Genomic DNA, 14,216 nt, shown 5'->3' with positions numbered 1-14,216 from the left:
TCACGCTAATCACGTTCATTCTGAGCTTGCTCAGCCATCTGGCGCAGCAATAACTTATTGATTTTACCTACAGCGGTTTTAGGTAAATAATCAACAAATTCAATGCGATCAGGGATTTTGTATTGCGCCAACCCACGTTCATGTAGGAACATTTTGAGCGACATTGAGCGAATGGGCTCACGAACCACGACAAACGCACAACTGCGCTCCCCCAAATACTCATCGGCGACCCCCACCAATGCAGCATCCAAGACAGCTGCATGAACCAGCAAGTGCGCCTCAACTTCCTGTGCCGCAATTTTTTCGCCTCCTCGATTGATTTGATCTTTCGCACGCCCTTCAACTACCACATAACCCATTTCACTTTGACGAACCACATCCCCTGTTCGATAAAATCCATCGTCAGTGAATGCATTTTGATTGTGCTTTGCCGCCTTATAATAACCACGAATGGTATAAGGACCACGGGTCAACAAATGACCAACCTCACCCACCGCAACCTCTTGATCCAAATCATCCACCACTCGAATTTCATCATCAATGGAAATTGCACGCCCCTGTGTTTGACAAATAAGGTCCTCAGAGTCATACCAACGTGTATAACAAACCAAGCCTTCAGCCATACCAAATACCTGTTGCAATTGACAGCCCATAATCAAACGCACAGAGCGTGCCGACGCCTCATTGAATTTAGCACCACCAACTTGCAACACCTCCAATGATTCAAGCTGCCGCGCATCCTTACGCGCGCTTTGAAGCCATGCCAAAGCCAACGATGGCACAACCGCAGCTAAATTCACCCGATGTTTTTCAATCAATGGAAAAGCCACATCTGCACTGGCATAACGGCTCAAAACAACACATCCACCCGCATAAAACACCCCCAAAGAACCAGGGGAGCTCAGCGAGAAATTATGCGCCACAGGCAACACACTCAAATACACACTACCCTCTGTCAATCGACAAATATCAGCACTTGCTCGAACCGAATACAGATAATCATCATGGGTACGAGGAATCAACTTGGGCAACCCCGTACTGCCGCCAGACAGTTGAAGCATCGCCAAATCCCGAGCCGACGGCGCATGCTCATTCAATTGATTAAGCAACTGAGCGGTATCTCGACCGCCTGCTTGAGCAGAGAGCTCGCTCAACGCCACCCACGGCCCTGGATCACCCACCACCCACACATGTTTTAAGCACATGGCCGTCGACTTCAATTGCTGAGCCAAATTTCGATAATCAAAATCTCTATCTTCTGCAATCACATAACCCACAGCCTGTGTCGACTCGATCAAATGATTAATTTCGCTGAATCGATGAGCTGGCAACGCAAAAACAGGTCTAGCACCAATGTGAAACAATGCAAAACAAACGGTAAAAAACTCTGCCACATTAGGTAATTGAATCACAACGGCATCTTTGGCCTTAATTCCATTTGCCAAAAAACCAACGGCCAAAACATACGATGCCTGCAACACATCGTGATAACTCAAGCTGCGCGAGCCACAAACAATGGCCGTATTGTTTGGCGTTTTAGCAGCGCGCTCTTCAAGCATTTCACCAATGGTTTGACCTTGCCAATAGCCAAGATCCAAATAACGCTGCGCCACATGTTCAGGCCAAGGGGTTAACTCCAATTCGTTACACATATGCTTCCTCGCTATACTCCAGGATCTCATTCAAACCCATGGCATTCAACATCGTCCGCATTTTAGCCTGCGTCTCACGTAATTCACGCTCAGGTTCAGAACCACTAACCACACCAGCACCTGCATAGACGGTTACTTTGTCGTCAGTCACTTGAGAACAACGAATCGTCACCGCCCACTCGCCATCACCAAACTCATCCTCCCAACCAACAAGTCCTGTGAATAAGTTTCGATCGAAGCCTTCATGTTGTTGAATAAAGGTACGCGCCGCCTCGGCTGGATAACCACACACCGCAGGCGTTGGGTGTAAAGCTTGCGCCAAGCTTAGAGATGAAGTTGACGCATCATGCAACGTACCCTCAACCACTGTTGATAAATGCCACATGGTCGGTGTTGACAGTAAAGAAGGGCGACTTGGTACACTCAGCTGGGTGCAAAAAGGTGCCAATGCAGCAGCAACCGAACGAACAACCAATTCATGCTCGTACAAATCTTTCGTTGATCGCAATAAATTTTGCGCCCGCCGTCGATCCTCCTCAGGATCAACACAACGCGGGATAGAACCCGCCAAAGGATTAGAGGTAACAGACACACCATTTTTAGACAACAACAATTCAGGGCTTGCACCAACCAAAGTGGCCATCGCCCCCTCACTATCCTCGTGATGAAACGCAAATTTATATCCCTGCGCATGACTACTCAACAATTGCTTGATTAAATTTGAAACATTGATTTGTGCCGAAATCTGTAAAGAACGAGATAACACCACCTTATTTAATGATTTAGCATCAATCGCATCCAAAGCATGACCGACCATGCTTTTGTAACACTCCTCACTTGGAATGGACACAACAGAATCTACCTTTACGGGCAAAACCAGATCAAAAGCAAAATCAGCAGCAGGGGAAGCCAACACCATCACTTGCTCGGGCACTTGAATATACGCTTTTGCATTAGAGTCGAAAGGTAAAGCCGCAAACAGCATGCGGCGTCCGCCGCCCTGCTCAACCTGTGAAAGCATTTCAGTCACGAAGGCTGCATTGACCGCTGAAGATGACACTTTAAGCTGTGCAGCAACCCCTTTACCAATAATGCTTTTGTGCGGAGACACAAAAAGCGTTTTTCCCGATAAATCATTCTGCTCCACCATAAACTTTTCACATGCCCTACCAACCTGAGTCACATCATTCATTGCACACCTCCCCATTAAATTCAATAGCCGCCAATAATCACAGTCACTCATTTAAAAACAATACAAATTTTTATACTCTTATGACCAGCCCTCAGCTACAAAAGAAAAGCTATTTTTTTGCCATAATATATTAAAAAAAACATAAATGCAAATGCAAATGGTAATTACTATCATTATGCTATACAATGCCATTTAACTACACTATCTTGTAGGCAACTCAATCAACTTAACAACATAAGGAACAGGTATGCGCCGTTACAACTTTGTGCAAAAGACGTTATCCATCGCAATCATCACCCTTTTCAGCAGCAATGTATGGGCTCAAGACAGCAAAATAGATGCCACTGAAAGCAATCCCACAGAGTTACCAAGTATTTTGGTCACTGGAACACGTGGAAAACAAACCAATACCATTGTTAAAAGCAAGCGCATCGCGGCAGAACAAGCTGTTAGCCTACGAGATATGTTTAAACAAATGCCTGAAGTCAATGTGGCAGGCGGTCAATCGACCGCACAAAAAATATACATCCGTAATTTAAGTGAGAGAATGACGAACATCACGATTGATGGCGCAACTCAGCCAGAGTCGGTCTATCATCACACAGGGCAAGTCCTGATTGAACCCGATTTAATTAAGCGCGTTGAAGTTGAAGCGGGTACGGGCGCGGCAACAGCTGGCCCTGGCGCTCTCGCAGGTGCGGCTCGTTTTACAACAAAAAATGCAGATGATTTGTTAAAAAGCGGTGAAAAAATCGGAGCCATCGTTAACACTGGGTATCAAACAGCCAGTAAAAACATGCTTGGATCCGCCACTGTGTTTGGTAAATTAACCGAAAAAATTGGTATTTTGGCCAGTGTTCATGCTTTAAATGGCGACAATTATAAAAGCGGTGATGGCCATGAAGTTGCTAACAGTGCTGCGAAAACACGCGACTACTTCATCAAGCTCAATGGTCAAACTGACAACGGACACTCCATCGCCCTGTCGCACGAGCAATATCAAGACAGCGGCGTGCGAAATAAACGCACCAATTTACAGCCAGCACTCTTCAACCTGCCCGAACAACAAAAACTAACCCGCCAATCAACCATCTTGAATTACGATTATGACAATGGCAACCCATATGTCAACGCCCATGTCACAGCCTACCACAATGACAATGACATCAATTTAGGTGCTGGTACATCCACTGAGCAGAAGTTAGGCACATCCACTTACGGCCTCGATTTGAGCAACACATCACAAGCAGGACGACACAAATTGACCTATGGCTTAAACTACCGCCACGATAAAGGTTACGCCACTGTCGCGGGAACCCGCTTAAAGGATGAAAACGCCTCTGTTGTTGGTTTATATTTACAAGACGACGTGCAATTGGCAAAAGAATTGGTTTTGACTTTAGGTGGGCGATACGACAGCTACAGCTACACCGACATGCTCAATAAAAAATACTCATCTAAAGGGTTCTCACCCAGTGCCAGCTTAACTTGGACACCTGTAGAAGAGCTGACATTCCGACTAAGCCATGCACGAGCACTGCGCGGTGTCGGCATCATTGAGCCGTATTTAAAACACTATCAAACCAACGCGGATCAACTAACGGCTGAAAAAGCGAAAAATACAGAGTTATCAGTTCAATGGAAACGCGGTAACTGGCATGCCACCGCAACAATTTTTGAACAAAAAATTGACAACTACATTGGCTACGATGATTACCGCCAAAATTTAGGCAACCTAAAGAGCCGAGGTTACAGCGCCAGTGCGGGTTATGATGCCAACAGTTGGGCTTACAGCATTGGTGTGACACATGCAAAACCTAGACTCAACGGCATCAGCTTAGTTGACAGCGATGCCCTATTGTTAGGCAACTCAACAGGAAGAACTTGGGCGAGTCAGTTCGATTACAAAATTCCGAGTCAAAACTTGAAATTGGGTTGGACTGCTCGATTTGTTGAAAAACTCAAAGGCGATACCCACTCTAAACCTGGCTATGGGGTACATGATCTGTACGCACAATGGCAACCCACAGGTAAAGACAATGTAACGCTCACATTGACGATTAAAAACATTTTTAATAAATATTATTTTGATCAAGCCAGCTTTGGATACCATGCACGCTGGGGAACTGTCGCTGGTTTACCCGAAATTGGTCGTGATGTTCGATTGGGCTTAAGCTATCGTTTTTGATCAAAGAATCAGGAATGGTTTCAAATACAAGGTTTGTCTCAGATGACAAACCTTATATTTCCCATTTAATAAGAACAGCTCTAAATAAGAATGGTTAAGCGGGCGTTACGCCCACTGACCTCCCATCAAGCTCATGCTGGAATAACGGAGTGAGTTGTTATTATCAATGGAGGGGTGTGGATGTTGATATCCATTTTTATAACTCACCCTAAGCCAATACGAAAAAAACAAACACCTGACATCTGCACACCTTTATTTAAAAACTCTGCTCCACAGCCCTAACAAGAATGCAATAAAAGCAAATATTGTAGACGGCTGCCTTTAAAAAGCTCACTCACCCCATACACTTGTTTAAAAAGCAAACTGCCCCTATTTTTACATCCCATTTTCATTTTCTGATGCCACCACATGAAGCAACCGCCCCGCTCCGCACTAATTCTTCTCATCGCCGCCCTGCAATTCACCTATATACTCGACTTTATTATGGTCATGCCACTGGCACCAGATTTAAGTCGATCATTGCAATTTAACGTACAAAAAATTGGATTACTTTCTGCCGCATACACTGGAGCATCAATGTTTTTAGGGGCTTTGTCACTTAAATTCATCGACAGGTACAATCGACGTACACTTTTATTATCCAGCTGGGGGGTGTTCGCATTGTCCACGTTGATGTGCGCATGGGCACAAAACTTCCAACAACTATTTTTTACCCGAGCATTGGTTGGTGCCTCTGGCAGCATGGCACTGTCAATAGCAATGGCCATTGCTATTGACATCACACCACCACACCACCTTGGTCGTGTCATGGCCAAAATCATGACGGGCTTCACTTTAGCCACCGTGTTAGGCGTACCCTTGGTTTTAACTTTATCGGAACAATACGGGTGGCAATATTGTTTTTTATTGATCGGTTTGCTCGCCGTTGTGTTGTATGTTTATACTTATTTTAAACTGCCCTCATCCAATTCTGTGCTTGATGAGCCTGAAAAAAAAGATGCAAGTGCCTATTTCTTAAAGCAGCCAAATATTATAAGAATGTATATTCTACAAGCACTTAATCAATTTTCAGCATTTTTGATCATCCCAACCTTGTCAGCTTATTTGATGTTCAATTTTGCGATTGAACGTGAATATCTACCGTACTTTTATTTATTGGGTGGTGTTGTCTCTTTTATCACCATCCACACTTTAGGGCGCATCGCAGACAATAAAAGCACAGACATGACCTTATTTTTAGGAACCACAATTTATGCGACTGGATTGTTTGCATTCAGTTTTAACGCATTGCCCATATGGCTTACGTTAGTGTGCTTCGTTGCATTTATGGCTGGTAATGCAGGACGAAACATCAGTCTAACAACCAGCAGCAGTCGCATCCCAGAGCCCTCATTTAGAGCACGGTACATGACTTTTCAAGGATTCGTACGCGATGCATCCATTACATTGGCAAGTGTGTTGTCGAGCACCGTCCTGAATACTCAAAACAATGGGTATATTGAGAACATGCCCATTTTAATTGCGCTATCGCTATTAACCGCACTATACGTACTTTACGCCCACCACACTTGGTTTCATAAAAAATAAAAGTCAACGTTGCCAATATTAATAATCATGGAACATGCACGCCGATGCAGCGTGCATGTTCCATTCAAGCATGGGTGCAACATGGTGATGGCCAGTTGAATGACGCGCACTCAAAACAGGCCAGCAAGATCAGTATCAAAACATCGGATGCGCATTTGCCGAAGTCGCAGGCGCATCTTGAATCACATCCCAATGTTCAACGATTTTACCGTTTTTAACACGGAAAATATCAACAACCGCATTGATGCCGCCGTCTGGACGCTTGTTGCGCACATGTAAAAACACGGTGTCGTCCTTCACTGCGCTGCGCACGATATCCACTTTTTCCTTGGCTGCACCTGAGAACCATTCTTTCGCCGCGGCCTTAAGCGGAGCACGGCCATCTGGAACGGTGGGGTTGTGTTGGATGTAGTCTTTGGAAAGGTATTTATCGATGGCCTCAAGGTTTTTATCACCGAAAAGTTGCTGATAAAAAGTAATGACCAGTTTTTCATTGGCGCGTTCGAGAGAAGATGATTTTGCATGAGCAGTGCTCAATACAGCGCTGCTGGCGATGATACTCGCAAAGAGAATTTTTTTAAGTTTCATGGCATTTTCCTTTGTGGTTGAGAAAGGTTTGATGGAAAGATGTATCACTGAAGAACCATCCACTGAATGTGGTTAGGATTACACCAGCAGGGATGCCAATCGCGCTTTGAACTCATCGGCATGACCATAAAAACCGCCGTGATCAATGCGTTTAAATTGACCATTTTGCTCAAGAATAAGGCTTGGAAAGCCTTGTACATTGAGCCTTGCCATGAGTTTTCGGGTGTTTTCAATGTGTGCAGTGGCTTGGGTGATTTTATATATTCTATCAAACTCAATTACATCCAAACCCATTTCACCCGCGATTTCAACCAACACGTCATCACGGCTGATATGGCGACCTTGCACCCAGTGCGCGATTTGTAGGGCGCGGTGCATGTCCAGCCCGCGCTGCGCGATGTGTTCAGCGGTAAGAATCGCTCGAATAACAGGTTCAGAGTCAAGGCGTGCGGTATCATCGAAAATGAGTTGATTCAGGTAGGCCTCTCCAAGTGGCTGCCCTGAAAGTTCAGAAATACGCTGATCACCCGGAACAACCATGGCGCGGAGTTCAGGCGTAAAGCGCTTAACATTCGCACCCGTCCACATGCCACCTGCATGTGCTTGTATGGTCAATCCATCCAGCGTGCGTGCCGCAGAAATGAGTGGTGTAGCGGCGTAGCACCAGCCGCAAAGTGGATCGTAGATGTAATGTAATGTTGTGTTTTCCATAATTTGGTCTTTATGTTGTGTGATGATCGAGGCGATGGATGCTTTTCATTTCATTGACTGGCACACAGTTGCACTGTCAACAAACTGTTCAAATTGTACAATTTTGCTATTTTTCAGTTGCCACACATGCGCCGCCCTTGCTTCAAAGTATTGTTGGGTTTGTTGATACGTGCCTGAATATGTACCCAATGCCACGACTTTATCATCACTGGCAATATAGCTGTCAGGCGTGAATTTGTAATCTACCCATTCATTGGCCAATCGACTGAATACATTTTGGGCTATGCTGGCCAAGCCAATGTATGTGCCTGCATAGGGAAAACCCTTTGCTTCTGTCCACGATATGTCGTCTGCGGCGTATTTTTCTAAATTCTTACCATTTTCTTCCGAGCTCTTACCTTCGTAAGTGCTTTTAATGATGTCAAGGTTGGTCATTTTAAAATTCCTTATAATCGTCTGCATCATTTAATCATAACCCATTGAATGGCTTGATCGTGATTCATAAAACCCCCTATGCATTAGCAAACCTTCACCTGCATGCCCCCTTCATTTCCACCTCGAAAGCATCGACCTCTTCACTCAATGTGCCTCTGCTACGAAAATGTCGGCCGCCCTTGCCATACCAATATTCAGCGTCCTCTAAATCGCCTTCTTCAATGTGCAAAATGCCGTGTAACCATGCCGCCAACAAAGAATCATCCGTCTGAATCAGATTGTGCGCCTCACGCCAATGCCCTGATCGCATCAACTGAAAGCTGTCATAAATAATATTCATACAAATCCTCAACATTTGGATTAAACAACAAAGGTCGCAAACACACGCACAGTGAAAACCATAGACATTCCACCATGTCACGCTTGACGCGCCTCCTCCATCAAACAAGAGATTAACGGTCAAGCCCACAATGGCACATCAATGATTTTAAATTTTAACGATATGTTCCCCCCAAACTTTAACGCGTACAATTTGAGGGGCCATATTTACGGTTTTAAAGCAGCAGCACCTGCACTGGCAACCGCCCCATCATCAGGCGGCATCGCACCACTGGCACCAATTACGCCAATGACCCGATTATTTTCAACAAGTAAAACACCTCCTTCGACAGGAAATGCACCAGGTACGCCAAGTATATTAAGCTTTCCTGCCAACACTTGCTCTTCAATCGCCTTGGTCGGCGCCTTAATGCCATTGGCTGCTTTGGCTTTCCCGACCGCTGCATCTATTGTGCCAATCCCTGCCTGATCGGCACGTTCCAAATACACCACGTTACCACCAGAATCGACCACAGCAATGGTGAGCGCAAGGTTTTTTTTATGCATTTCAGCCGAAGCGGCTTGTACAACTTTTTTCGCACTTGCCAAATCAATCGGTGCGCCATACGGCAAATTTTGTGCAAATGCATTGACTGAGCCAAATGCCAAGGCGATCAAACCAAGTTTAACGAATATTTTTTTCATTTTAAAACCCTTTAAAAACAATGTGTCACATCGTTCTTAAGATTGATGTGACAAAAACTGTGTCATGTATTTAATGCCACTGCATTTCGCCTTTATTGACTTTCGCACCGATGTCCAAAGCCACGCCCAGACCCGCATTGGGGTATTTTTGTGTCATACTTTGAATCAAAGCCGCCGCATTTGCAGATTGTTTCAACTCTTTTTCAAACGTCGTCAAGTAATGTTGGCTGTAAGTCACAGAAGCCAAGTTGGTCGGTGCGTCTTGTTGGAAGTGACCTGGGATCACTGTTTTGGGCTTTAACGCCGCAATCGCTTTCAAACTTTTTGCCCAATCTTGACGCACTTTCAATGTTTGAGAATCCGCCGTCCACAGGTGCAAATGACCAAACACCAATACGCCACCTGCCACGGTTTTAATCGACGGAATGTAGACATAGGTCTCGGCATTTTTCTCACCAACGCCATGTTTAATGCGAATTTCTTTGCCTTCAAGCATCAAGCGATTGCCTGTATACGCCTCTGGCAATGTCGCCGTTTTCGGCACCAAATCACCCATTTGGCTGCCCCATGTGGCCAATTTCCCATCAACAGTTTCGTTGATGTGCTTGAGGATCGCAGGTGTGGTCAATATCTTTGCCTCAGGAAAGGCAGCTTTAACCACGCCCAAACCAAAGTAATAATCAGGGTCACCACTGGTGATGAACACGGTTTTTAAAGTTTTGCCGCTGGCTTTGATTTGCTCAACCAGTTTTTGCGCATCGGGCAAAGTGAATTGCGCGTCGAGCAGGATTGCATCTTTTGCGCCACTGATCAACACCGATGAGACTTGAAAACCTTTTGGGTCATGGTTGTTGTACACTTGAACGTCAAGGGGTTTTGCTGAAGCTTGCGCTGCAATACTGGCAGCGGCAACAAGGGCAAAGGTCAACGTGTGTTTAAGGAAAGAAGGACGGTGTGTCGTTTGGGTGTTCATTTAAGGCTCCGAGAATATTAAAAAGTAAATGCTTGTTTCATCCAACCATTGACACACTTGTTTGGCTTGCATCAATGGTGAAATAGTAACGGCTTTTAATTAGTAGATAAATAATGATTTAAATAAATGATTGTTCGAATAAAATGACTAAATTAATCTAAACCCACATCCCATGAAACACATTGACCTTAACCTGCTCATTAAATTCATCGCTGTCTGTGACACAGGCTCGTTCACCGCTGCTGCGGAACAGTTGGGTGTCGCAAAATCTATTTTGAGCGAACACATCACCCGCTTAGAAAAAGATCTGGGGGTGCAGTTGTTGGCACGCAGCACCCGCAAACTGAAGATCACCGAAGCGGGACAAACCGTCTTGAATGCCGCTCGATTGGCGATTGAGCAACTGCACACCACCGTGCAAACGGTGCAAGAGGCGCACCATCAGCTCGCGGGCAAAATCCGGTTAACCAGTTCACTGGATTACAGCAACTGCATTTTGACTCGGCAATTGGCGGATTTTTCCAAACGGCATCCCAACATCGACATCGAAGTGATTGCAAGTGATGAGCAGTATGATTTGCTGAGCGCTCAATTGGATGTGTCCATACGGGTCGGCTGGCTCATGGATTCAAGTCACAAAGCCATACGCATCGGGCAGATGAAACAAAAATTGGTCGCTTCACCCGCTTACCTCGCTCAACATGGCACACCGACAACACCTTCAGACATCACCCAGCACAATTGGTTGACCTTGACTGCACTGTCGAATGCACAATGGACTTTTACGCGCGACCAAACGCAGCAAGTCATTCGACCTGCTGGGCATTTACGCGCCAATGCCACTTTAGTGATTTATCAATGGCTGTTACTCGGTATGGGCATATCGGTGTTGCCCGATTATCAGCTGCAAGGCGATATTGATGCTGGGCGTTTGGTGGCGTTGTTGCCCGATTGGCATTTGCCCGATGGCGGCATTTACGCGGTGTATCCTGCCAATAAGCATTTGCCACAACGGGTGCGCGCATTGATTGATTTTTTACAAAGCACGTCGACACAGTAAGTTGCTATCATGTGGGCTTCAAAAGAACGGAATGGGATGTCGTATGAACAATTGGTTTTCTATATTTATGGTCGCAATCGGCGGTGCAACAGGTGCAGTGTCACGTTACAGCGCATCCAAATGGATGCTGAGGCACACGCCTGACTGGACTTTTCCCATCGCCACATTCACGATCAATGTCATCGGTTGTTTGCTCATTGGCATTTTGGCGGGTGTTGGGGAACGTTTTAGTTGGCTCACCAGTGATCTGCGTTTACTCTTGATCACAGGCGTATTGGGTGGCTTCACGACATTTTCAGCTTTTGGCTTGGAAACATTTGCCCTGCTTCGTCGAGGTGAACACTGGATGGCAATGGGCTATGTGGGACTGAGTGTGATGGTGGGTTTGCTGCTGTTGTGGTTGGGCTTTGTGGCAACCACCACGTTGGGTAACCCCAATTAAGGAAACACGGAAAAACAGACCCCTGCATTTTCCGCATGTCCTTTTTATGAGGTCAGGCCGCTGAACGCCAGCGATAGCCGACGCCACGAATGGTTTCCAAATGGGCTTCAATTGCAAAGCGCTGCAATATTTTACGTAAACGCAACACATGCACATCCACGGTGCGCTCTTCAATGTACACATGGTCACCCCACACGAGATCAAGCAATTGTGTGCGTGAAAATGTCTTGTTTTGATGCGTCAATAAAAACTTAAGCAGCTTAAACTCAGTGTTGCCAAGGGTTTCGACCACGCCCGCTTGACTCAATGTGTGGTCATCGTCGTTCAAAGCACAGCCAAAAAACTCGACCACTTGTGCCACGTGCTGGGGTGCAGAACGGCGCAACACGTTGTTGATGCGAGCCACCAATTCTTTCGGACTGAATGGTTTGGTCATGTAATCGTCTGCACCACCTTCAAGGCCTTTTAGCTTATCCGACTCTTGCGCACGCGCGGTCAGCATGATGATGGGCAAAGGGCGTGTGCGCTCATCGCCACGCAGCTGATGCAACCATTCGATGCCTTGCCCATCAGGCAACATCCAATCCAACATGATGAGGTCAGGTAAAACTTTTTTGACACTGCTTCGCGCATCAGCCAAATTTTTGACCCACGTGACGGCAAAACCCGCGCGCATTAAGCCAAATCGCAGCAATTCCGCAATGTCTTCCTCATCCTCAACCACCAAAATAACGGGTTGTATATTCACACAATGTCCTTCAAAAAATTAAAAATGGACTTTTTAGATTTAAAAACAGCGATTAAACAACGACTCAAGAGTTGTGCGTGTAACGCACATCTTCACCTTCAATGATATAAATCGCATTTTCGGCAATGTTTTCGGCATGATCGCCAATGCGTTCAATCGCCTTTGCCACCCACAAGTCATCCAATGCGGCGCTGATTGTACGCGGATCTTCCATCATGAATGTGATCAATTGACGCACACTGGCTTTATACAATTCATCCAGCTCCAAATCAGAAGCGAAAACCTGACGTGAATCGGATGTGTCTTCACGGGCAAAGGCATCCAATGCGCTGCGTAACATGGCTGCGGCCAAATCGGCCGACTGAGCAATCGTTTGCAAACGAGGTAAAAAACCACGCTTGCTTAAATCTGTATTCAACGCCATTTTAGCAATTTTTGATGCTTCATCACCAATGCGTTCCAAATCAGACACGGTGCGCACCATGCCCAACAGCATGCGCAAGTCGCTCGCCGCAGGTTGGCGCAAAGCAATGATTTCAGAACACATGCTGTCAATCGTCAAATGATCGCGATTGACCTCGCGCTCCACCTCAAGCACTTGCTCCGCCATTTGCTTGTCGTTTTCATTGAAAGCGAGTACCGCTTGGCGCAGCTGCGATTCGACTTTGCCACCCATTTTGAGCACGGCGGTGCGTAAATCTTCCAACTCTGTTTGATAAATCGTTGATGTGTGTTGATGGTTGCTCATGGTGTCCTTTGCGATGTCTCTTTGTGTATCGTATGCGGCGTATTCTGCTCTAAAATCAACCAAAACGCCCTGTGATGTAATCTTCCGTCTCTTGGCGCGACGGCTTGATGAACATTTGACGCGTCTCGCCAAATTCAATCAATTCGCCCAAATACATGTACGCGGTGTAATCCGAGCAACGCGCCGCTTGCTGCATGTTGTGCGTGACAATGACCACGGTGTAATCCTGTTTCAATTCAGTGATCAATTCTTCAACTTTGGTGGTTGAAATCGGATCAAGTGCCGAACAAGGCTCATCCATCAACAACACATCGGGCTTCACCGCAATGGCGCGGGCAATGCACAAACGTTGCTGTTGACCGCCTGACAAACTGTTGCCACTTTGGTGTAATTTGTCTTTGACCTCATTCCACAGCGCGGCTTTGGTCAAAGCCCATTCAACACGCTCATTCATTTCACCTTTGGATAATTTTTCAAACAAACGCACACCAAACGCGATGTTTTCATAAATGCTCATCGGAAAGGGTGTGGGCTTCTGAAACACCATGCCAATTTTTGCACGCATGATGGAAATGTCCACTTTTGAGGTCAAAATATTTTCACCATCAAAATTGATTTCACCCTCAGCATGTTGACCAGGGTACAGCTCAAACATGCGGTTCAATGTGCGCAACAACGTTGACTTACCACAACCCGATGGGCCAATGAAAGCCGTGACTTTGTTTTTTGGAATGACCAAATTGATGTTTTTTAATGCTTTGTACTCGCCATAAAAAAAGTTCAAATTATTCACAACCAACTTAGGCGTTTCTGTTTTTAGAAGTTCTGTGGTGACCATGTGTGTTCCTTTAAATTCAATCTGTTGCTGC

Annotated in this window: 15 protein-coding genes; 4 read left to right on the top strand and 11 right to left on the bottom strand. The window is 45.7% G+C overall.

What is annotated here, in order from left to right; translation table 11 throughout:
- Positions 1-5: 5 nt before the first annotated feature.
- Positions 6-1,652 carry a (2,3-dihydroxybenzoyl)adenylate synthase gene (locus tag DTO96_RS06635; protein ID WP_114562777.1) on the bottom strand — a complete coding sequence of 549 codons (1,647 nt, stop codon included), beginning with the start codon at positions 1,650-1,652 and terminating at the stop codon, positions 6-8.
- Complete coding sequence (locus tag DTO96_RS06630; RefSeq protein WP_192878962.1) at positions 1,645-2,844, bottom strand: isochorismate synthase; 1,200 nt, start codon at positions 2,842-2,844, stop codon at positions 1,645-1,647. The genes DTO96_RS06635 and DTO96_RS06630 overlap by 8 nt, the downstream gene beginning before the upstream one ends.
- A 247-nt stretch (positions 2,845-3,091) precedes the next feature.
- On the opposite strand from DTO96_RS06630, the gene DTO96_RS06625 reads away from it, so the two are divergent.
- The gene (locus tag DTO96_RS06625) at positions 3,092-5,032 is read left to right on the top strand and encodes a TonB-dependent receptor domain-containing protein (RefSeq protein WP_114562775.1); all 1,941 of its coding nucleotides are present in this window, start codon (positions 3,092-3,094) and stop codon (positions 5,030-5,032) included.
- Positions 5,033-5,440: 408 nt separating this feature from the next.
- On the top strand, positions 5,441-6,619 hold the full coding sequence (locus tag DTO96_RS06620; protein ID WP_114562774.1) for an MFS transporter: 1,179 nt from the start codon (positions 5,441-5,443) through the stop codon (positions 6,617-6,619).
- Between the two features lie 135 nt (positions 6,620-6,754).
- Here the strand turns inward: DTO96_RS06620 and DTO96_RS06615 are convergent, their stop codons facing one another.
- From DTO96_RS06615 to DTO96_RS06590, 6 genes are all read right to left on the bottom strand, one after another.
- Positions 6,755-7,207 (bottom strand): nuclear transport factor 2 family protein, encoded by a 453-nt coding sequence (locus tag DTO96_RS06615; protein ID WP_114562773.1) that lies wholly within the window; start codon positions 7,205-7,207, stop codon positions 6,755-6,757.
- A gap of 78 nt (positions 7,208-7,285) precedes the next feature.
- Complete coding sequence (locus DTO96_RS06610) at positions 7,286-7,918, bottom strand: DsbA family protein (RefSeq protein WP_114562772.1); 633 nt, start codon at positions 7,916-7,918, stop codon at positions 7,286-7,288.
- A gap of 45 nt (positions 7,919-7,963) precedes the next feature.
- Positions 7,964-8,353, bottom strand: coding sequence for a nuclear transport factor 2 family protein (locus DTO96_RS06605; RefSeq protein WP_114562771.1), 390 nt, complete (start codon positions 8,351-8,353; stop codon positions 7,964-7,966).
- A gap of 94 nt (positions 8,354-8,447) precedes the next feature.
- Positions 8,448-8,693 carry a hypothetical protein gene (locus DTO96_RS06600; protein WP_114562770.1) on the bottom strand — a complete coding sequence of 82 codons (246 nt, stop codon included), beginning with the start codon at positions 8,691-8,693 and terminating at the stop codon, positions 8,448-8,450.
- Between the two features lie 206 nt (positions 8,694-8,899).
- Positions 8,900-9,376 carry a GlcG/HbpS family heme-binding protein gene (locus tag DTO96_RS06595; protein ID WP_114562769.1) on the bottom strand — a complete coding sequence of 159 codons (477 nt, stop codon included), beginning with the start codon at positions 9,374-9,376 and terminating at the stop codon, positions 8,900-8,902.
- 70 nt (positions 9,377-9,446) lie between these two features.
- A complete protein-coding gene (locus DTO96_RS06590) occupies positions 9,447-10,349 on the bottom strand; it encodes an MBL fold metallo-hydrolase (RefSeq protein ID WP_114562768.1) in 903 nt (300 codons plus the stop codon).
- Between the two features lie 172 nt (positions 10,350-10,521).
- Here DTO96_RS06590 and DTO96_RS06585 point away from each other — a divergent pair, with 172 nt between their 5' ends.
- Positions 10,522-11,409, top strand: coding sequence for a LysR family transcriptional regulator (locus DTO96_RS06585; protein WP_114562767.1), 888 nt, complete (start codon positions 10,522-10,524; stop codon positions 11,407-11,409).
- Between the two features lie 43 nt (positions 11,410-11,452).
- A complete protein-coding gene (crcB, locus tag DTO96_RS06580; protein ID WP_192878961.1) occupies positions 11,453-11,851 on the top strand; it encodes a fluoride efflux transporter CrcB in 399 nt (132 codons plus the stop codon).
- 52 nt (positions 11,852-11,903) lie between these two features.
- Here crcB and DTO96_RS06575 read toward each other — a convergent pair whose 3' ends face one another.
- From DTO96_RS06575 to pstB, 3 genes are all read right to left on the bottom strand, one after another.
- On the bottom strand, positions 11,904-12,593 hold the full coding sequence (locus tag DTO96_RS06575; RefSeq protein ID WP_114563956.1) for a response regulator: 690 nt from the start codon (positions 12,591-12,593) through the stop codon (positions 11,904-11,906).
- Positions 12,594-12,663: 70 nt separating this feature from the next.
- The gene (phoU, locus tag DTO96_RS06570; RefSeq protein ID WP_114562765.1) at positions 12,664-13,347 is read right to left on the bottom strand and encodes a phosphate signaling complex protein PhoU; all 684 of its coding nucleotides are present in this window, start codon (positions 13,345-13,347) and stop codon (positions 12,664-12,666) included.
- Positions 13,348-13,402: 55 nt separating this feature from the next.
- Positions 13,403-14,185, bottom strand: a complete 783-nt coding sequence (gene pstB / locus DTO96_RS06565) for a phosphate ABC transporter ATP-binding protein PstB (RefSeq protein WP_192878960.1) — start codon at positions 14,183-14,185, stop codon at positions 13,403-13,405.
- Positions 14,186-14,216 lie beyond the last annotated feature (31 nt).

This window comes from Ephemeroptericola cinctiostellae (genome assembly GCF_003339525.1).
Classification (GTDB): Bacteria; Pseudomonadota; Gammaproteobacteria; order Burkholderiales; family Burkholderiaceae; genus Hydromonas; species Hydromonas cinctiostellae.
This window is presented reverse-complemented; position numbering and strand designations above follow the sequence as displayed.